Origin of the sequence: Allobosea sp. TAF32 (genome assembly GCF_052113585.1) — a bacterium.
Classification (GTDB): Bacteria; Pseudomonadota; Alphaproteobacteria; order Rhizobiales; family Beijerinckiaceae; genus Allobosea.
On the sequence record NZ_JBFRDM010000004.1, the window covers coordinates 119,273 to 138,059 of the forward strand.

Genomic DNA, 18,787 nt, shown 5'->3' on the forward strand with positions numbered 1-18,787 from the left:
AGGGGTCAGGTCTCGCCGCGCGCGATCTGGCGCAGGGCGAAGCGTTGCAGCTTGCCGGTCGCCGTCTTCGGCAGGGCGTCGACGAATTCGATGGCGCGCGGATATTTGTAGGGCGCGATACTGGCCTTCACATGCTCCTGCAAGGTCTTGACCAGGGCCTCGTCGCCTTTGACGCCCTCGCGCAGCACCACATAGGCCTTCACGATCTGGCCGCGCTCGGGGCAGGGCGCGCCGACCACGCCGCATTCGGCCACCGCCTCATGCGTCAGCAGGCAGGCTTCCACCTCCGGCCCGGCGATGTTGTAGCCGGCGGAGATGATCATGTCGTCGGAGCGGGCCTGGTACCAGAAATAGCCGTCCGCATCGCGCAGATAGGTGTCGCCGGTGATGTTCCAGCCGTTCAGCACATAGACCGCCTGCCTCGGGTCGGCGAGATAGCGGCAGCCCGTCGGTCCGCGTACTGCGAGGCGTCCCGGTGTCCCGTCCGGCACCTCGCGGCCTTCCGCGTCGACGATCTTCGCCTCGTAGCCGGGCACCGGAATGCCGGTCGAGCCCGGCCGGATCTTGTCGCGCGGGGCGCCGATGAAGATGTGCAGCATCTCGGTTGCCCCGATGCCGTCGAGCAGCGCGAGCCCCGTGCGCGCCTGCCACGCGTCGAAGGTTGCCTTCGGGAGCGCCTCGCCGGCCGAGACGCAGATGCGCAGCGAGGAAATATCGCGCCCCTCGAGCTTGTCGAGGATGGCGCGATAGGCGGTTGGGGCCGTGAAGACGACACTGACCTTGTAGCGCTCGATGGCGTCGATCAGGTCGGCCGGGCCAGCTTTCTCGGGCAGGACCATCGCGGCGCCGATCCGCATCGGGAAGAGCACAAGCCCGCCGAGCCCGAAGGTGAAGGCGAGCGGCGGCGAGCCGGTGAAGCGATCGTCGGGAGAGGCCTTCAGCACCCGCGCGCCATAGGCATCACAGATCGCCAGCATGTCCTGGTGGAAATGCATCGTGCCTTTCGGCTCGCCGGTCGTGCCGGAGGTGAAGGCGATCAGGCAGACATCGTCGCGGGCGGTGTCGGCGGCCTCGAAATTTTCGTAGCCCGGTCGCGCCATGAGGACTTCGAGCTCGCTGTCGGACGAGCCGAAGGCGACGATGCGGGCAAGCTCCGGCGCCTGCGCTTTCGCGGCTTCCAGTTCGGCTGGGAGGCGGTGGTCGCAGAGCGCCAGCGCAATCTTCGCCTTGCGCAGGGGATACGCGAGCTCGCCGGCCCGCAGCATCGGCATGGTCGCGACGGCGACGCCCCCGGCTTTGATCACGGCGAGATAGGCGGCGACCATCATCGGCGTATTGCCGGCGCGCAGCAGCACGCGGTTGCCGCTGACCATGCCGAGATCGCGGGTCAGCACATTGGCGATGCGGTTCACCGTCGCGGCGAGGTCCGCATAGCTCCAGTGCAGATCAGCCGCCACCACGGCTGTGCGGCCACCGCGGCCTTCCGCGATGTGCTTGTCGAGCAATTCGGTGACGCAGTTCAGCCGCTCCGGGTAGCTCAGCCCTGCCTCTTCCAGTGTCAGATCGGGCCAGCTTTCGCGCGGCGGCAGATTGTCCCGCGCGAAGCTGTCCTTATGCCCCGATCTCGCGAATCCGGTTGCTGTCATCTCGTTCCCCTGCCTTTTCGGCATGTGCTTTCAAGAGGTCGCGCGCGATCACGACCTTCTGGACCTCGCTGGCACCCTCGTAGATGCGCAGCGCCCTGATCTCCCTGTAGAGTTCCTCCACCTTGACGCCCTTGGTGACGCCGAGTCCGCCATGGATCTGGACGGCCCGGTCGATCACGCTCTGGGCGTTCTCGGTCGCGACGAGTTTCGCCAGCGCCGCTTCGCGGGTGACGCGGGCCGCGCCCTGGTCTTTGGTCCAGGCGGCGCGATAGACGAGAAGGGCGGCGGCATCGACCTCGGCTGCGCTCTCGGCGATCGCCGCCTGCGAGAGCTGGAGGTCGCCGAGCGTGCCGCCGAAGAGCTTGCGGCCATTGGCATGGGCCAGCGTCTCGTGCAGCGCGCGTCTTGCGAAGCCGAGCGCGGCGGCACCGACCGTCGAGCGGAAGATGTCGAGCGTCGCCATCGCGACCTTGAAGCCGTCGCCGGGCCCGCCGATGCGGTTCTCGAGCGGCACGCGGCAGCCCTCGAAGCGGAGCGTCGCCAGCGGATGCGGCGCGATCACCTCGATGCGTTCCGCGATGGTGAGGCCGGGCGTGTCGGCCTCGACCAGGAAGGCGGAAAGCCCGCGCGCTCCGGGCGCCTCGCCCGTGCGGGCGAAGACGACGTAATGGTCGGCGATGCCGCCGTTGGAGATCCAGCTCTTCTCGCCGTCGATGCGGACATGGGTATTGCCGTCCGACGCCGCGGTCGTCGCCATAGCGGCGACATCCGAGCCGGCCTCCTTCTCGGAGAGAGCAAAGGCGGCGATGCGCTTGCCGGCCGCGACATCCGGCAGGATGCGCTGCTTCATCGCCTCGGAGCCTGCGATGCTTATCGAGCCCGTGCCGAGCCCCTGCATGGCGAAGGCGAAATCGGCGAGCCCGTCATGAGCAGCCAGGATCTCGCGGGCAAGGCAGAGCGTGCGGACATCGAGCTTGTCGGAAAGCCCACCATAGGCGGCCGGCACCACGGCTTTCAGAAAGCCCGCCGCACCCAAGGCCGCGACGCGCGCCCGGCAGGCTTCGTCGACATCGTCATGCGGCAGATCGGCGAGATAGGAATCGGCCCACCCGGAAAGCTCGGCGGCGAAGGTCCGGTGACGCTCCTCGAAGAACGGCCAGTCCAGCGTGTCGCCGAGGATGTCGAGGCCGAGACGAGGAGCGCCGCTCATGTCAGTTGCCCTCGAACACCGGCTTCTGTTTCGCGGCGAAGGCGTGATAGGCGCGGGCGAAATCCTCGGTCTGCATGCACAAAGCCTGCGCCACGGCCTCGGCCTCGATCGCGCTCTCGACCGACATCGCCCATTCCATTTCGAGCATGCGCTTGGTCATGGCGTTGGCGAAGGTCGGGCCATCAGCCAGCTCGGTAGCGAGCTCTTGCGCATCGGCCAGCACGGCGTCCGGCGCGCAGAGCCGGTTGAGGAAGCCCCAGCGCTCGGCTTCCTCCCCCTTGAGCACTCGCCCGGTGTAGAGCAGCTCGGCGGCGCGGCCTTGGCCGATGATGCGCGGCAGCATCGCGCAGGCCCCCATGTCGCAGCCGGCAAGGCCGACGCGGTTGAACAGGAAGGCGATCTTGCTGCCGGCCGTGCCGAGCCGGAGATCCGAAGCCATGGCCACGATCGCGCCGGCCCCGGCGCAGACGCCATCGATCGCCGCGACGATCGGCTGCGGGCAGGCCCGCATTGCCTTGACCAGCTCGCCCGTCATCCGGGTGAACTTCAGCAGGTCCTTGGTCTCCATTGCGACCAGCGGGCCGATGATCTCGAAGACGTCGCCGCCCGAGGAGAAATTGCCGCCGGCGCCGGTCACGACGATCGCCTTGACGCCTTCATCCTTCTGCGCGGCGAGGAAGAAATCCGTGAGTTCGCGGTAGCTTGCGAAGGTCAGTGGATTCTTTTTCTCAGGCCGGTTCAGCGTCACCGTCGCGACTTTGCCGGCGACGGAAAACGCGAAATGCTCGGGCGTGAAGCCCGCCAGCGGCAGCGTGGTGGCGTTGGCGATCGTCATCAGGCGTCTCCCTTCGCGGGCTCGTCGGCTGCGTCCTTCGCCCGTCTGGCGATGGCGCGATGCAGTGAGGTCTTGGTCTCTCCGAGCAGCCGGAAGAGCTGCCCGATCTCGGGCTGGTCGAGCCCCGCGAAAAGCTCGGCGATCCAGCTTTCGTGCCGCTCGGCCATGGCGCGGAAGGCCTTGCGCCCTTGCGCCGTCAAGGTGAGGATCTGCACCCGCCGGTCCTGCGGCGCCGCGCGCTTGTCGACGAGCCCGTCCGTGACGAGGCCGGCGACGACGGCGGTAACGTTGCCGTTCGAGACCATCAGTCGCTGCGAGACTTCGCCGACGGTCATCCCCACCACGCTCTTGTCCAACTGGGCCATCAGGTCAAAGCGCGGCAGCGTCGTCTTGAACTCCTCGCGCAGCCGGTTGCGGATTTCCGTCTCGATCAGGGTCGAGCAGGTCAGCATCCGCAGCCACAGGCGCAGCTCGTCCTTGTGGTCGCCGGGGCGTTCGCTCGCCTTGGTCTCGCGGTCGAGCATGAGTGCGGAGGAGGGCGTCTCCATCTCAGAACTCCCCGCCATTGATCAGGAGCGACTGGCCGGTGACGGCATCGCTGCCCGGCCCGCAAAGATAGAGTACGGCGGCCGCGACCTCTTCAGGCGCGATCAGGCGGCCCTGCGGATTGTCCTTGACCATTTCGGCCAGCGCCTGCTCGCGGCTTTTGCCGGTCTTGGCCGCGATGGTGTCGAGCCCGCTCGCGACCATGTCGGTATCGGCGTAAGCAGGGCAGACGGCATTGACGGTGACGCCGGAGCGGGCGGTTTCCAGGGCCAGCGATCTGGTGAGGCCGATCACCGCATGCTTTGCGGCGGCATAGGCGCTGACATAGGCGTAGCCGCGATGCCCTGCCGTGGAGGCGATGGCGATCAGCCGGCCGCTATGGCGCTCCAGCATGCCGGGCAGGACCGCATGGAACAGGTTGACCGTGCCGATCAGGTTGATCTCGACCATGCGGCGGAAGCGCTCGCTGTCGCTGCGCATGAACGGGCCGGTCTCGACCGCCCCGGCATTGGCGATCGCGATATCGAAGGCATGTGTGCTGGAAAGACGGTCGAGCGCGGCCGAGACCGAAGCCTCGTCGCGCACGTCGCAGGCGGCGAAATCGGCGGCGGCCCCGGCTGTGACAGCGTCCCGCAGCGCGGCCTCGTCACGGCCGAGAATGCTGACCTGCGCTCCCGCTTGCGTCAGTGCGGCAGCGATGGCGCGGCCGATGCCCCGTCCGCCTCCCGTCACCAGCGCGTGCCGTCCTTGCAGAGCCATGAGCGTTCGACCTCCAGCAACAAATATATTTTAAGTCTCAACGAATTTGCAAGCCCTCTCGGCGGGGCTTACCTTCACGACATCGATTTTGCGCGCTGCTGCAAACGTTTATCACAAAGGCGGCCGTGATGGCCGGCTTTCGATGCGGTGGGGGTGGAAGCCCCTTGAGTTCAAAATCATTTTAGGCTTAAAATATTTTCCAGACCGGATCGGCCGGTTCCCCGATGGAGGCGTCGATGCGTATCGCGGTTGTGGGCGGAGGGCCGGCGGGGCTCTATTTCGCGCTGCTGATGAAGCGGGATTGGCCGGAGATCGCGGTCGACGTCTTCGAGCGCAACCAGGCGGACGACACCTTCGGCTTCGGTGTGGTCTTCTCCGACCAGACGCTCGACACCTTCAAGACGGCGGATGTGAAGAGCTATGCCGCGATCCGCGACAACTTCGCCTATTGGGACGACATCGAGATCCACTTCAAGGGCGACAGCTACCGCGTGCCCGGCAACGGCTTCTGCGGCTGCTCGCGCCGCTCTCTGCTGATGCTGGTGCAGGCGCGGGCGCGCGAGCTCGGCGTCAACCTGCATTTCGCCAGCGAGATCGCCGATGTCGAAGCGTTGAGGCGCGATTACGACCTCGTCGTCGCCGCCGACGGCGTCAACAGCCGCCTGCGCGAGAACTGGCGCGAGCGCTTTCGGCCGGAAACCGATCTGCGCCCCAACAAATTCGCCTGGATGGGCTCGACCCGCCCCTTCGACGCCTTCACCTTCTTCTTCAAGGAAACCGAGCACGGCCTCTTCATCGCCCATTGCTACCAGTACGAGGCGGGGCGCTCGACCTGGGTGCTCGAGACCGACCCCGAGACCTTCGAGAAGGCCGGGCTCGATGCCATGGATGAGGCGCAGTCGGCCGCCTTCCTCGAAGGTGTCTTCGCCGAGGAGCTTCAGGGCCACAAGCTCATCGCCAACCGCTCGCTCTGGCGCAATTTCCCGATGATCCGCTGTCGCAACTGGGTGGTCGAGAACGTCGTGTTGATCGGCGACGCCAAGGCAACGGCGCATTTCTCGATCGGCTCCGGCACCAAGCTGGCGATGGAAGACGCCATCGCGCTGCACAAGGCGATGGGGCAGGCGAAGCTCGATGTCGCCGGCGGCCTGAAGCTGTTCGAGACGCAGCGCCGCGAGGAAGTCGAGAAGACCCAGCACGCTGCCGATGTCTCGCTGGCCTGGTTCGAGGAGTTGAAGCGGTTCTGGGATTTCGAGCCGCTGCGCTTCGCTTTCGGCCTGATGACCCGTTCAAAGGCGATTACCTATGACAATCTGGCGCTGCGCGCGCCGGAGATGGTCGCGGCCGTCGACGCGCTCGTCGCCGATGGGCTCGGGCCGCTGGCGAAGCGGCGCAAGGACGGCTCGCCGGTGCCGCCGGCCTTCCAGCCCTTCAAGCTGCGCGAGATGCAGGTCGAGAACCGCATGACCGTCTCGCCGATGTGCCAGTATTCCGCCGAGGAGGGCCTGCCGACCGATTGGCACCTGATGCATTACGGCTCGCGCGCCATCGGCGGCCCGGGGCTGATCTTCACCGAGATGACCTGCGTCGCGCCGGATGCCCGCATCACCCCCGGCTGCACCGGCCTCTGGAATGACGCCCAGGAAGCTGCCTGGAAGCGGATCGTCGATTTCGTTCACGGCCATTCGGCGGCGAAAATCTGCCTCCAGCTCGGCCATGCCGGGCGGAAAGGCGCGACCAAGCTGATGTGGGAGGGCATGGACCGCCCGCTGCCTGAGGGCGCCTGGCCGATCGTCTCAGCCTCAGCCTTGCCCTACTACCCGGAGAGCCAGGTGCCGCGCGAGATGACGCGCGTCGACATGGACAGGGTGACCGCCGAATTCGTTTCCGCTGCCGAGCGCGGCGAGCGTATCGGCTTCGACATGCTGGAACTGCACTGTGCCCATGGCTATCTGCTGGCGAGCTTTCTTTCGCCGCTGACCAACAAGCGCACGGACGAATATGGCGGATCGGTCGAGAACCGTTTGCGTTATCCGCTGGAAGTCTTCCGGGCGCTGCGCGAAGCTTGGCCGCGCGAGAAGCCGATGTCTGTGCGAATCTCGGCGACCGACTGGGCGGAAGGCGGTCTCTCGGCCGCAGATTCCGTCGCGATCGCCGAGGCTTTCGCCGCCGAGGGCTGCGATCTCGTCGACGTCTCGACCGGCCAGACCGCCAGGGAATCGCGCCCCATCTACGGCCGCATGTTCCAGACGCCGTTCTCCGACCGCATCCGCAACGAGGCCGAGGTTGCGACCATGTGCGTCGGCAACATCACCACGGCCGATCAGGTCAACACCATCATCGCTGCCGGCCGCGCCGATCTCGTCGCGCTTGGGCGCCCACACCTCGCCGATCCGTCATTCGTGCTGCGCGCGGCCGCCTGGTACGGCGTCGATGTCGCCCAGCCGGTGCAGTACCAGCCCGGCAAGGACCAACTGATGCGCAACACCCCGCGCGAGCGCGAGGAGCTGCAGGAACTCAAGCTGAAGGCCAAGCCGAGCCGCCACGCTGTCCAGGCGTAGCGTTCGCTCCGCCTCTCCCCAGAAAATGCCGAGCCATCCCGGCTCTCCGCTTCGCTGCGGCCGGGATGACCCGCGTTTCACCGAGGCTCTGGAACGCCGTCCTACTTGCCGCCCTGCGAGCGGCCGGAGGGCGAGACGTCGGGAATGGTCGGCGCCGTCGCTGGGCGCTCCCCGAAGGGATTGGCCGAAGGTGGATTGCGCCGCAGGCGGAAGGCGAGATAGGCGGCGGCCGCCGCCGAGAGCAGCCCGAGATAGGCCAGCAGCCCGTTCGGTCCGATGGCCTGCATGAAAGCCGTCGAGACCAGCGGGCCGATGGCCGAGCCCGTCGCCCAGAGGAACAGGAGCTGCGCCGAGAGGCCGAGCGCCCGTTCGCGCCCGAGCCGGAAATAGGCATGAGCGACGGCCACCGTGTAGATCGGCATCGAGCCGGCGCCAATCAGCGCGAACAGGCCGAAGAGCCAGAACCGGGCATGGGGCAGGGCGAACCAGAACACCGCGCCCAGCGCCAGCGAGCAGATCACCACCGAAAGCGTGGCGCTCAGCATGATGATGCGGCTCTCGACGCGGTCCGCCAGCAGCCCGAGCGGCCATTGCAGCACGAGCGCGCCGATCTGGATGCCGGCGGTGAGCAAGATCGCCCAGGCCTGGTCGAGCCCGATCAGGATGCCGTAGGCCGGCGCCACATTGGTGAGCGCGCCACCCATCAGGCCGACATACAGGCAGCCGATGACCGAGGCCGGCGCATATTGCCAGATCGTGTTGAGGCGAACCGAGACGACCTCGCCCGATTCCGGTCCCTTGGCCTTGGTCATGCCGACGGGGATCAGCGCGATCGAGAAGGCGGCGCTGGCGAGCAGGAAGATGTTGTTCGATTGCAGCGAGACGTAGCCGACACCGATCTGCGAGCCGATCAGGGCGAGGCGGTTGAGGATCTGGTAGAAGCCGAAGATGCGGCCGCGCTGGCCTGCTTTGGCCTGCCCGCTGATCCAGCTCTCGATGCAGATGGCGTGGCCGGCGCCGGCGAAGCCCATGCCCAGCCGCGAGATGCCCCAGATGTCGAGCGGCGTCGCCGAGAAGCTCAACGTCAGGACCGCCTGCAAGGCCGCGAAGACGGCGAAGGCGCGGATATGCCCCACGCGGCGGATGAAGGCGGGGATCACGAAGCAGCCGGCCAGGAAGCCGACGGAATAGGCCGAGCCGACGAGGCCGATCAGCAGCGGCGCCTTCTGCTCCAGCGCCATCTTCAGCGGCACGACGGTGTTCACGATCGTGGCGGCGATCTGAAGGATGAGCGCGCCGCTAACGATGGCCCCCAGCGCTGCGACAGAGCTCGTCCTCGGCTCGGTGGCTGCTTTGGTCACGTTGGTCCCGCCCCCTGCGCAGCCGCCATGAAGGCCTGAGATTCTCGAGGCGACAAGCCCTGCGGTTGCGATGCTTGCGACATATCCGATTCGAGCGCCGGGTGGGGAGAAATGGGCTGACATGCCAGCCTTGCCCGAAAAAGATGGGCCAATCGCGGCGGGCAGAGAAAAATCTCCGTCTCCGTTTCTCCATCGGCAGGCCTTGATCGCGCCGCCTTTGCATCGTCTTGCGGTGCTGCTGCTTGCCGTAATCCGCAGCTTCCTCATCCGCAAAAATTATCGATGCGGTTCACCGGCGATTAACCAACACAGCGCCTAATCGAAGCAGAACGAAGTTTGGGTTCTCCCGGCATTCTCGGTCACTACGCGACGTGTATCGCGCCTCTCTCGGCTGGGGCGCGAACGGCGAAGCCGTGTCCGCCGCCGGGCGTGGCGTAAGCGTATCGAGAGTGCGGCGGATGACCTATGCGACCTATGTGCGGGAAGGCGGTGCACCCTATGTGCGCTCCCGCCGACGCCGCAGGCCTTTGCTGAAAGGGTTCTTCCTCGCCGCCGCGCTGAGCTGTGGCGCGATGTCCGGCTTCTGGATGCTGGGGCAGGGCGCACCGGCGCCCGACACTGCCGACACCTCACCAGCCGCCGGCCGCAAGGCGTCCGCGGGCCGCGCCGCGCCGCAGCCGGTCCCGGCCTATGGCGGCCTGCTCGATCCGGCATTGTCCGGTGGCAAGGCCGCGTCCTTCGCACCGGGCGCTCCGGCCCGGTCCGCCTTCCAGCCCGCTGGCCCGGTTCCGCCGGCATCCTCGATTGCCGCAGCCGCTCCTGCCACCGAGCCCGCCTTGCCCTTGCGGCCGCAGCCGCCGGTCACGCTGGCCGAGAAGGCGATGCCGATGCCGGTGCCGCGGCCGCTCGATCTGCTTCCGAAGGCCGATCCCCAGCAGCCGCAGCAGCTCCAGCCGCGCGTCGCGCAGCCGACCCCGTCACGCCGCAACCGCACGGCGGCTGCCGCGCCGACGCCGGAAGATAACCGCAGCTTCTTCGAAAAGCTCTTCGGTGTGCAGAAGCAGCCGGCAGGCACGGCGCTCGCCTATGCCGCGCCGCAGGACGATGTCATCGATCGTGGCCGCGTCGCCCGGCTGAGCCCTTCCACCGGCACGCCGCCGCGTACCGCCGAGGCCGGCACCGCGATCTACGATATCAACGCCAAGATGGTCTACATGCCCAATGGCGAGCGGCTCGAGGCCCATTCCGGCCTGGGCGAGATGATGGACGATGCGCGCTATGCCCATGTCCGGATGAAGGGCGTGACCCCGCCGCATACCTATACGCTGACCGAGCGCGAGGCGCTTTTCCACGGCGTGCGCGCCATCCGCCTGAACCCAGTCGGCGGCAGCGGCGCCATCCATGGCCGCGCCGGGCTGCTCGCCCACACCTATCTGCTCGGGCCGCGCGGCGACTCGAACGGCTGCATTTCCTTCAAGGATTACGAGCGCTTCCTGCAGGCTTTCCTGCGCGGCGAGGTGAGGCGCATCGTGGTGGTGGCGAGCCTCTGAAAATGCCGGCTCGGCGCGTCCACGGCCGGCCCAGATCTTGAGTTTTCACCACACCGAATGCCGGAGGCGCTGGTCTCACGCCGTGCCGCCGATGACCCGGCCAGATCGCTTCGCATTCTGACGGCACCGTCAGAATGCGAAGAGCGCGATCGCTTCCAATGGTTTAGAGCATCGCTCCTGCGAAAACCGGTGCCCATCTTTTCGCGCAATGCTCTAGGACGGGTGGCTGAAGCTCGCGACCCGCGCATCCTTCATCAGGTTGAGGAAGTCGGCACCGCTGACATGCACCAGCGTCCGGTGGTCGCCACCTTCGAAATAGACCTCCTTGGCGTCGCCGAGGCTCTTGTCGAGAATCACAGGCACGTCATAGGCCGATCCGACCGGCGGAACGGCGCCGATATCGCAATCGAAGAAGAGCGAGCCGATCTCATCCTCGGAGGCGAGGCCGAGCCGTTTTTCCATCATATCCTGCAAGCGCGAAAGCTCGATCCGGTGCGTGCTCGGCACGACGGCGAGCACATAGCCGGTCTCGTGATGGACGACGACCGATTTGGCCAGCTTGCTGCCCGGAATATGGGCCGCCTGCGCAGCCTGGCTGCTGGTGGCAGTGCGATTATGGGCGACGGTGTCGTAGGCGATGCCTTTGCCGTCGATATAGCTCTGGAGCTTTTTGGCGATGGTCATGATCGGCGCCCCTCTCTTGCGTGGTGACGCATCAGAGCGGGTATCCTCCTCCCATCGCTAACGAAGTCAACGGCGGAGCAGGGCCGAGCGGGGGGCGTCGAGCCAGGCCCTGCCCGGGAGGTCGCGAGGGGCCGAGATCAGCCGCTCGCCGCCTTGGCCTTGCTCTTGGCCGGCGCCTTCTCCGCCTTCTCGCCCGTCGCCTTCTTGGCAGCTGGTTTTTTTGCAGCCGGCTTCTTCGCGGGGGCCTTGGCTTTTGCGGCGCTCGCGGCCTTGGCCTTGACCTTTGCTCCGCCCTTCGTCTCGGCCTTGGCGTTGACGAGCTCGATCGCTTGTTCGAGCGTGATGCTCTCCGGCGCCATCGTCTTGGGCAAGGTCGCGAAGATCTTGCCCCAGGCGACATAGGGGCCGTACTTGCCGGCCTTCACCTCGAGCCCGCCGCCCGCAGGATGGTCGCCCAACGCGCGGCCGGGTGTCGCCGCCGCGCCGCCGCGCCTGCCGCCGCCGCTCTCCTTGGCGACGATCAGGTCGATGGCGCGATTGGCGCCGAGTTCCAGCACGTCGTCGTCCTTGTCGATATTGGCGTAGGTCTTGCCGTGCTGGACATAGGGCCCGTAGCGGCCGATGCCGACGAGAATCGGCTCGCCCGATTCGGGGTGCTTCGCCACCTCGCGCGGCAGGGAGAGCAGGGCGAGCGCCTTCTCCAGCGTCACGGTGGCCGGGCTCATGCCCTTCGGCAGGCTGGAGCGCTTCGGCTTTTCGCCCTCGCCGAGCTGGATATAGGGGCCGAAGCGGCCATCGCGCAGCGTCACTTCGAGATTGGTGACAGGGTCGGTGCCCAGCACGCGCACGCCGGGCGTGCCCTGGCCGCCCTCGGCCGAGGCTTCGCCCTCGGCGGCCGGGACGGAGAGCGGACGGGTGTACCGGCATTCGGGGTAGTTCGAGCAGCCGACGAAAGCGCCGAACTTGCCGAGCTTCAGCGAGAGCTGGCCGTTGCCGCAATTCGGGCAGATGCGCGGATCGGTGCCATCAGCCTTGGCCGGGAAGATATAATCGCCGAGAATGCCGTTCAGCGCTTCCAGCACGTCGCCGACACGCAGATCCTTGGTCTCGCCGATGGAGGCGGTGAACTCTTCCCAGAACTGGCGCAGCAGCGCCTTCCAGTCGATCTCGGCGTTGGAGACGCGGTCGAGGTTTTCCTCGAGGTTCGCCGTGAAGTCGAACTCGACATAGCGCTTGAAGAAGCTCTCAAGGAAGGCCGTGACCAGCATGCCCTTGTCCTCGGGCACGAGGCGCTTCTTCTCGATGCGGACATATTCGCGGTCGCGCAAGGTCGAGAGGGTCGCGGCATAGGTCGAGGGCCGGCCGATGCCGAGCTCTTCCATGCGCTTGACGAGACTCGCTTCCGAGAAGCGGGGCGGCGGCTCGGTGAAGTGCTGGTCCGCGGCGATGGCGCGCTTCTCCAGCTTGTCGCCTGCCTTCATCGCCGGCAGCTTCTTCGAATCCTCGTCCTCGTCGTCGTCGCGACTTTCCTGATAGAGCGTCAGGAAGCCGTCGAAGAGCACGACCTGTCCGGTGGCGCGCAGGTCGAGGTTGCGGGCGCCGACCTTGGCCGCGATGTCGACCGTCGTGCGCTCCATCTCGGCCGATTCCATCTGGCTGGCGATGGTGCGCTTCCAGATCAGCTCGTAGAGCTTCGCCTGCTCGGGTTCGAGCTGGCGCGCGACCATGGCCGGCAGCCGGGCGAGATCGGTCGGGCGGATGGCCTCGTGGGCCTCCTGCGCGTTCTTGGCCTTGACCGTGTACTTGCGCGGCACGCTCGGCACATAGCGGTCACCGAATTCCTTGCCGATGACGCTGCGGGCGGCGGCGATGGCCGAGCCGTCCATATCGACGCCGTCGGTTCGCATATAGGTGATGAGGCCGACCGTCTCGCCGCCGATATCGACGCCTTCATAGAGCCGCTGCGCGAGCTGCATGGTCCGCGCCGGGGCGAGGCCGAGCTTGCGCGAGGCCTCCTGCTGCAGCGTCGAAGTCTGGAAGGGCGGCTGCGGATGGCGCTTGACCGGCTTGGCCTCGACCTCGCTGACGGTGAAGAGCGCGGTTTCCAGCGCCTCCTTGAAGGCCTTGGCCTCCTCGGCATTGCCGATGTCGAGCCGGGCGATCTTCTTGCCGTCGGCGCCAACGAGCCGAGCCTCGAAGGTCTGGCCGGATTCCGTCGCGAGCGTCGCCACCAGCGACCAGTATTCGCGGGCCCGGAAGGCCTCGATCTCGCGTTCGCGGTCGCAGACGAGGCGCAGCGCCACCGACTGGACACGGCCGGCCGAGCGGGCGCCGGGCAGCTTGCGCCACAGCACCGGCGACAGCGTGAAGCCGACGAGATAGTCGAGCGCGCGGCGGGCCAGATAGGCGTCGACCAGCGCCTGGTCGATGGCGCGCGGATTCGCCAATGCCTTCTGCACGGCGTCCTTGGTGACGGCGTTGAAGGTGACGCGCTCGACCGGGATGCCCTTCAGCACCTTCTTCTGGTTCAGCGCTTCCAGCACGTGCCAGGAAATCGCCTCGCCCTCGCGATCAGGGTCGGTGGCGAGGATCAGCTTCTCGGCGCCCTTCACGGCGCGCGCGATCTCGGCGACCTGCTTGGCGCCGCGGCCCTCGATCTCCCATTTCATGGAGAAGTCGTTGTCGGGCTCGACCGAGCCGTCCTTGGCCGGCAGGTCGCGGATATGCCCGAACGAGGCGATGACCTCGTAGTCGGAGCCCAGATATTTGTTGATCGTCTTGGCCTTGGCCGGCGACTCGACGACGAGGAGCTTCATGATCTGTTTGTCTCGATAACAGCCCTGTTCAGAGCGCGGAACCGGCCGTAACGGACGGTCTCGCGACCCGCAAGACCGCTGCGGTTCGGAATTGTGCGCGAAAGTGGTTCAGCGGGCGGGCCGTGTCAAACGGCGATTGAGCTTTGAGTGTCGCACGGGACGGTTTAGGGCCATTCTCCGGCTTGGGCTACGAAGTGGGGAGGCGAGCGTGTCTTCGCAAGCACAGATCAGACGCCAGACGGCGTTGGACATCCGCAGCCGCAAGGGAGCGGAGCCGATCGTGTCCCTGACCGCCTATACGGCGCCGATGGCGGCGTTGGCCGATCGTCATTGCGATTTCCTGTTGGTCGGGGATTCGCTCGGCATGGTCGTGCACGGCCTCGACAGCACCGTGCCGGTCACGCTGGAGATGATGATCCTGCACGGGCAGGCGGTGATGCGCGGTTCCCGGCGCGCGCTCGTCGTCATCGATATGCCCTTCGGCAGCTATGAGGAGAGCCCGGAGCAGGCCTTCCGCAACGCCGCCCGCATCATGCAGGAGACCGGCTGCGGCGCCGTCAAGCTCGAGGGCGGGCAGCGCATGGCCCCGACCATTCGCTTCCTGGTGGATAGGGGCATTCCGGTGATGGCGCATGTCGGGTTGACGCCGCAGGCGGTGAACGTGCTCGGCGGCTTCAAGGCGCAGGGGCGCAGCCGCGAGGAATGGCCCGCGATCACTGCCGATGCCGCATCGGTGGCCGAAGCCGGTGCCTTTGCCGTCGTCTTGGAAGCGATTGCTGAGCCGCTCGCGGCCGATATCACGGCCAGGATCGCGATCCCGACCATCGGCATCGGCGCCTCGGCCGCTTGCGATGGCCAGGTGCTCGTGCTCGACGACATGCTCGGCCTGACCGGCCGCGTGCCCAAATTTGTCAAGCTCTTCGGCAATCTCGCGGAGGGCGTCGACAAGGCCGTGGCGGATTATGCGGCAGAGGTTCGAGTCCGGAGCTTCCCAGGGCCCGAGCATGTCTATGCGGTGAAGGACTAAGTTCGAAATCACGCCGTCATTCAGGGGCTTCGCGCAGCGAAGAGCCCGGAACCCACGAACACGACACTTGCCGTCATGGTCGGGCTTGTCCCGACCATCCACGTCTTCATCGATACCATGCGGTGTTCAAGGCGTGGATGCTCGCCACAAGGGCGAGCATGACGAGCTGGAGCAAGGTCGTATTTAAGGCTTCCGGGCCCAAGCCTTCGGCTTGCCCCGGAATGACGGAGGTGGTTCCGGTCTGAAGCCGCCGTCGTTAGGCCTGCGCCGCCAGTAGCCGGTCGATGAAGCCCTCGGTCGCCGCTCCCGCGATCCAGCGCAGCACGGCGACGATGTCGCGCTCCGGCTCGACCCAGATCACGTTGCTCCCGGCGCCGAGCGCGGAGAAGGACGACGGGGGCAGACCTGGCCGCGCCGCCAGCCACCAGAGATAGCCGTAGTTCGCGAGAGTCGGGGAGGGTGAGAGCGAGCGCGCGATCCACTCGCGCGAAACGAGCTGCCGGCCGTTCCACTCGCCCTTACGGCCGATCAGCAGGCCGAAGCGGGCGTGGTCGCGTGCGCCGATGAACAGGCCGCCGCCCCAATGGCCGCCGCCGGGTACGGATTGAACCTCGCGCCCGTCGATCTCGACGAAGGAGCTGCTGTAGCCCTGCCATTGCCAGTCCTGCGAGGCGCCGATCGGGTCCATGATCCGCTCGCGCAGCACCTGCGGCAGCGGCCGGCGGAAGCGCTGGAGCAGGGCGTAGCCGAGCACGTTCACCCGCACATCGTTATATTCGTAGAAGCTGCCGGGCGCGTTGAGCTCGCGGCGCTGGCCCTTGCGGCTGTTGTCTGCGCCGGGGCCGATCTGGCGGTTGTGGTCGACCTGATCGGACTTGCCGAAAAGCTCGCCCTGCCATTCGCTCGACTGCTGCAGCAGGTGCCGCCAGGTGATCTTGCCGTTATGCGGGCCGGCGAAGATCGGATCGTCGACACTTTTGCAGACTGGCTCCTCGACATCTCCAATCAGCCCGTCGTCGAAGGCGATGCCGGCGAGTACCGACAGATAGCTCTTGGCGATCGAGAAGGTCATGTCGGTGCGGGCGGTGTCGCCCCATTCGGCAACGATGCGGCCGCCTTTCAGGATGAGACCGGCCGGGCCGCCGCGCTCGCGCACCGGGCCGACGATCTCGGTCCACGGACCTCTCTCGTTCCACTCGACGTTTCCGACATAGCTGCCGTCCGGATAGTAGAGGCTGCGCGGCCAGGGGCTTTCGTTCTCCTGTGCGAAAGCGATCGTGGCTGAAAGCCGCCCGGCATCGAAGCCGGCCTCGGCCGGTGCGATGGTTTCCCAGCCGGCGCTGTGGGGAGCGGGCACGAAGATGTCGGTCGGGCTGGGCACGGCTTGCGTCCTCTCAGGCGTGGGGGGCGAGAGGTAGCGCCGTTTTGCCGAAAGCTCCACGGCCCACAGGACATGGCGCCATCACGCCCGCGAGCGGCTTGCGCCGTGGGCGAGTCGCGCCTAAACAGCCTGCTTCAAATGACATCGCCAGCCCCGCTCTATCCGCATCGTCACCTGCTCGGCATCGAGGGGTTGTCCCATCTCGACATCGAAGGGCTATTGGACCGGGCCGAGGCCTATGTCGCCCTCTCGCGGCAGGTCGAGAAGAAGGCGGCTACCTTGCGCGGCCGCACCCAGATCAACCTGTTCTTCGAGCCCTCGACGCGGACGCAGGCCTCCTTCGAGCTCGCGGGAAAGCGGCTCGGCGCCGATGTGATGAATATGTCGGTCGCTTCGTCCTCGGTGAAGAAGGGCGAGACGCTCATCGACACCGCCGCGACGCTGAACGCCATGCGGCCGGACATCATCGTCGTCCGCCATCACGCGGCCGGTGCGGTCAACCTGCTCGCCCGCAAGGTCGACTGCTCGGTCGTCAATGCCGGCGACGGCGCGCATGAGCACCCGACGCAGGCACTGCTCGACGCGCTGACGATCCGCCGCAACAAGGGCCGCATCCAGGGGTTGACCGTGGCGATCTGCGGCGACATCCTGCATTCGCGCGTCGCCCGCTCCAACATTATTCTGCTGAATGCCCTCGGCGCGAAAGTTCGCCTCGTCGCACCTTCGACGCTGATGCCGCCGGGCATCGAGCGCATGGGCGTCGAGCTCTATACCGACATGAACAAGGGCCTCGAAGGCGCTGATATCGTAATGATGCTGCGCCTTCAGCTCGAACGGATGCACGGCGCCTTCGTGCCGTCCTCCAAGGAATATTTCCGCTATTACGGCCTCGACCGCGAGAAGCTCGAGCGCGCCCAGCCCGATGCGCTGGTGATGCATCCCGGCCCGATGAACCGCGGCGTCGAGATCTCCTCGGAAGTGGCTGATGGCGCGCAGTCGCTGATCCGCGAGCAGGTCGAGATGGGTGTCGCAGTCCGCATGGCGGTGCTCGATGCGCTCGCCCAGCATCTGCCGAATATCTGAGCGTGGCGGGACCGAACATGGCTGAAACGCAGGATATCGCGATCGTCAACGCACGCCTCGTCGACCCGGTGTCCGGGCGCGAGGGCAAGGGCTCCGTCTTGTTGCGGGGGGGCGATATCGCCTCGGTCGAATGGGGAGCGGCTCCTGCGACGGGCGACGACGTGCGCCGCATCGACGCCGGCGGGCAGGTGCTGACGCCGGGCCTGATCGACCTGCGCGCCTTTCTCGGTGAGCCAGGCGCCGAATTCCGTGAGACGCTGGGTTCCGGTTCGCAGGCGGCCGCCGCCGGTGGCGTCACCACCATCGTCTGCCGGCCGGACACCGACCCGCCGATCGACGATCCCGCGATCATCGATTTTCTGAAGCGCCGCGCACGCGACAAGGCGATCGTCAACGTGCTGCCCTGCGCCGCCCTGACCAAGGGGCTGGAAGGCAGGGAGATCACCGAATTCGGCCTGCTTCTGGAGGCAGGAGCGGTCGCGTTCGGCGACGGCGCCTGGGCCTTGCGCAACCCGCAGGTGATGCGCCGCGCCATGATCTACGCCCGCAATTTCGACGCGCTGATCATGAACCATGTCGAGGACCCTGAACTACGGGGCTCGGGCGTGATGAACGAGGGCGAGTTCGCCAGCCGCAAGGGCCTGCCCGGCATCCCGCTCGAGGCCGAGACGGTGATGCTGGAACGTGACATCCGCCTCGCCCGCGCCACCGGCGCCCGCTATCACGCCGCGATGATCTCCTGCGCCGAATCGGCTGAACTCGTTCGCCGCGCCAAGCAGGACGGTGCCCGCATCACCTGCGGCGTCTCGATCAACAACCTCACCCTCAACGAGAACGACGTCGGCGACTACCGGACCTTCTGCAAGGTCTCGCCGCCGCTGCGTCACGAGGACGACCGCCTCGCCTTGGTCGCAGCGCTCGCCGACGGAGTGATCGACGTCGTGGTCTCCGACCATGATCCGCAGGATGTCGAGACGAAGCGCCAGCCCTTCGCCGAGGCTGCGGACGGCGCCCTCGGCATCGAGACCTTGCTGTCGGCCGCGCAACGCCTTGTGCAGGCTGGCCAGATCGGTTTGCCCCAGCTTCTCGCCGCGCTGTCGGCGCGGCCGGCGGCCTTGCTCGGCCTGCCCTCGGGGCGTCTTGCTCCCGGCGCGCCGGCAGACCTCGTCCTGTTCGATCCGGAAGCGCCCTTCGTCGTCGACAAGCGTAAGCTCAAATCGCGCGCCAAGAACTCGCCCTTCGATGAGGCGCGGCTGGAAGGCATCGTCGCGGCGACGATCGTTGCCGGGCGGGTGGTGTATGAGGTCGAGCCGGGCTAGGCTGCGCGC

Annotated in this window: 14 protein-coding genes; 5 read left to right on the top strand and 9 right to left on the bottom strand. The window is 66.9% G+C overall.

Annotated features, from left to right (window positions below; translation table 11 throughout):
* Window positions 1–5: 5 nt before the first annotated feature.
* From AB4Z16_RS10535 to AB4Z16_RS10555, 5 genes are read right to left on the bottom strand one after another with little or no spacing between them, the layout of a single operon-like run.
* Window positions 6–1,646, bottom strand: coding sequence for a benzoate-CoA ligase family protein (locus AB4Z16_RS10535; protein ID WP_441511295.1), 1,641 nt, complete (start codon window positions 1,644–1,646; stop codon window positions 6–8).
* Window positions 1,612–2,856 carry an acyl-CoA dehydrogenase family protein gene (locus tag AB4Z16_RS10540; RefSeq protein ID WP_441511296.1) on the bottom strand — a complete coding sequence of 415 codons (1,245 nt, stop codon included), beginning with the start codon at window positions 2,854–2,856 and terminating at the stop codon, window positions 1,612–1,614. The genes AB4Z16_RS10535 and AB4Z16_RS10540 overlap by 35 nt, the downstream gene beginning before the upstream one ends.
* Window position 2,857: 1 nt before the next feature.
* Window positions 2,858–3,691, bottom strand: coding sequence for an enoyl-CoA hydratase family protein (locus tag AB4Z16_RS10545; RefSeq protein WP_441511297.1), 834 nt, complete (start codon window positions 3,689–3,691; stop codon window positions 2,858–2,860).
* Window positions 3,691–4,239 (bottom strand): MarR family winged helix-turn-helix transcriptional regulator, encoded by a 549-nt coding sequence (locus AB4Z16_RS10550; RefSeq protein WP_441511298.1) that lies wholly within the window; start codon window positions 4,237–4,239, stop codon window positions 3,691–3,693. The genes AB4Z16_RS10545 and AB4Z16_RS10550 overlap by 1 nt, the downstream gene beginning before the upstream one ends.
* Window position 4,240: 1 nt before the next feature.
* Window positions 4,241–4,996: an SDR family NAD(P)-dependent oxidoreductase gene (locus tag AB4Z16_RS10555; RefSeq protein WP_441511299.1), complete on the bottom strand. Its 756-nt coding sequence runs from the start codon at window positions 4,994–4,996 to the stop codon at window positions 4,241–4,243.
* A 236-nt stretch (window positions 4,997–5,232) separates the two neighbouring features.
* Here AB4Z16_RS10555 and AB4Z16_RS10560 point away from each other — a divergent pair, with 236 nt between their 5' ends.
* Window positions 5,233–7,557, top strand: a complete 2,325-nt coding sequence (locus AB4Z16_RS10560) for a bifunctional salicylyl-CoA 5-hydroxylase/oxidoreductase (protein ID WP_441511300.1) — start codon at window positions 5,233–5,235, stop codon at window positions 7,555–7,557.
* 101 nt (window positions 7,558–7,658) lie between these two features.
* Here AB4Z16_RS10560 and AB4Z16_RS10565 read toward each other — a convergent pair whose 3' ends face one another.
* Complete coding sequence (locus tag AB4Z16_RS10565) at window positions 7,659–8,918, bottom strand: MFS transporter (RefSeq protein WP_441511301.1); 1,260 nt, start codon at window positions 8,916–8,918, stop codon at window positions 7,659–7,661.
* Between the two features lie 458 nt (window positions 8,919–9,376).
* Here AB4Z16_RS10565 and AB4Z16_RS10570 point away from each other — a divergent pair, with 458 nt between their 5' ends.
* Window positions 9,377–10,468, top strand: a complete 1,092-nt coding sequence (locus tag AB4Z16_RS10570; RefSeq protein WP_441511302.1) for a DUF2778 domain-containing protein — start codon at window positions 9,377–9,379, stop codon at window positions 10,466–10,468.
* Between the two features lie 213 nt (window positions 10,469–10,681).
* Here AB4Z16_RS10570 and AB4Z16_RS10575 read toward each other — a convergent pair whose 3' ends face one another.
* Together AB4Z16_RS10575 and topA are read right to left on the bottom strand one after the other, a co-directional pair.
* Window positions 10,682–11,152: an aminoacyl-tRNA deacylase gene (locus AB4Z16_RS10575; protein ID WP_441511303.1), complete on the bottom strand. Its 471-nt coding sequence runs from the start codon at window positions 11,150–11,152 to the stop codon at window positions 10,682–10,684.
* 137 nt (window positions 11,153–11,289) lie between these two features.
* Complete coding sequence (gene topA / locus AB4Z16_RS10580; protein ID WP_441511304.1) at window positions 11,290–13,968, bottom strand: type I DNA topoisomerase; 2,679 nt, start codon at window positions 13,966–13,968, stop codon at window positions 11,290–11,292.
* 208 nt (window positions 13,969–14,176) lie between these two features.
* Here topA and panB point away from each other — a divergent pair, with 208 nt between their 5' ends.
* A complete protein-coding gene (gene panB / locus AB4Z16_RS10585; RefSeq protein WP_441511305.1) occupies window positions 14,177–14,995 on the top strand; it encodes a 3-methyl-2-oxobutanoate hydroxymethyltransferase in 819 nt (272 codons plus the stop codon).
* 256 nt (window positions 14,996–15,251) lie between these two features.
* Here panB and AB4Z16_RS10590 read toward each other — a convergent pair whose 3' ends face one another.
* Window positions 15,252–16,376, bottom strand: a complete 1,125-nt coding sequence (locus tag AB4Z16_RS10590; protein WP_441511306.1) for a serine hydrolase domain-containing protein — start codon at window positions 16,374–16,376, stop codon at window positions 15,252–15,254.
* Window positions 16,377–16,514: 138 nt separating this feature from the next.
* Here AB4Z16_RS10590 and AB4Z16_RS10595 point away from each other — a divergent pair, with 138 nt between their 5' ends.
* Window positions 16,515–17,459, top strand: a complete 945-nt coding sequence (locus tag AB4Z16_RS10595; RefSeq protein WP_441511307.1) for an aspartate carbamoyltransferase catalytic subunit — start codon at window positions 16,515–16,517, stop codon at window positions 17,457–17,459.
* 17 nt (window positions 17,460–17,476) lie between these two features.
* Entirely contained in the window at window positions 17,477–18,778 is a 1,302-nt protein-coding gene (gene pyrC, locus AB4Z16_RS10600; RefSeq protein WP_441511308.1) for a dihydroorotase, read from the top strand.
* Window positions 18,779–18,787 lie beyond the last annotated feature (9 nt).

What these genes read in the sequence shown, in the direction of transcription:
- AB4Z16_RS10555 (WP_441511299.1), bottom strand. Translation starts at nt 4,996, where the DNA reads ATGGCTCTGCAAGGACGGCACGCGCTGGTGACGGGAGGCGGACGGGGC.
- AB4Z16_RS10560 (WP_441511300.1), top strand. Translation starts at nt 5,233, where the DNA reads ATGCGTATCGCGGTTGTGGGCGGAGGGCCGGCGGGGCTCTATTTCGCG.
- AB4Z16_RS10540 (WP_441511296.1), bottom strand. Translation starts at nt 2,856, where the DNA reads ATGAGCGGCGCTCCTCGTCTCGGCCTCGACATCCTCGGCGACACGCTG.
- AB4Z16_RS10545 (WP_441511297.1), bottom strand. Translation starts at nt 3,691, where the DNA reads ATGACGATCGCCAACGCCACCACGCTGCCGCTGGCGGGCTTCACGCCC.
- AB4Z16_RS10535 (WP_441511295.1), bottom strand. Translation starts at nt 1,646, where the DNA reads ATGACAGCAACCGGATTCGCGAGATCGGGGCATAAGGACAGCTTCGCG.
- AB4Z16_RS10550 (WP_441511298.1), bottom strand. Translation starts at nt 4,239, where the DNA reads ATGGAGACGCCCTCCTCCGCACTCATGCTCGACCGCGAGACCAAGGCG.
- AB4Z16_RS10595 (WP_441511307.1), top strand. Translation starts at nt 16,515, where the DNA reads ATGACATCGCCAGCCCCGCTCTATCCGCATCGTCACCTGCTCGGCATC.
- pyrC (WP_441511308.1), top strand. Translation starts at nt 17,477, where the DNA reads ATGGCTGAAACGCAGGATATCGCGATCGTCAACGCACGCCTCGTCGAC.
- AB4Z16_RS10575 (WP_441511303.1), bottom strand. Translation starts at nt 11,152, where the DNA reads ATGACCATCGCCAAAAAGCTCCAGAGCTATATCGACGGCAAAGGCATC.
- AB4Z16_RS10570 (WP_441511302.1), top strand. Translation starts at nt 9,377, where the DNA reads ATGACCTATGCGACCTATGTGCGGGAAGGCGGTGCACCCTATGTGCGC.
- topA (WP_441511304.1), bottom strand. Translation starts at nt 13,968, where the DNA reads ATGAAGCTCCTCGTCGTCGAGTCGCCGGCCAAGGCCAAGACGATCAAC.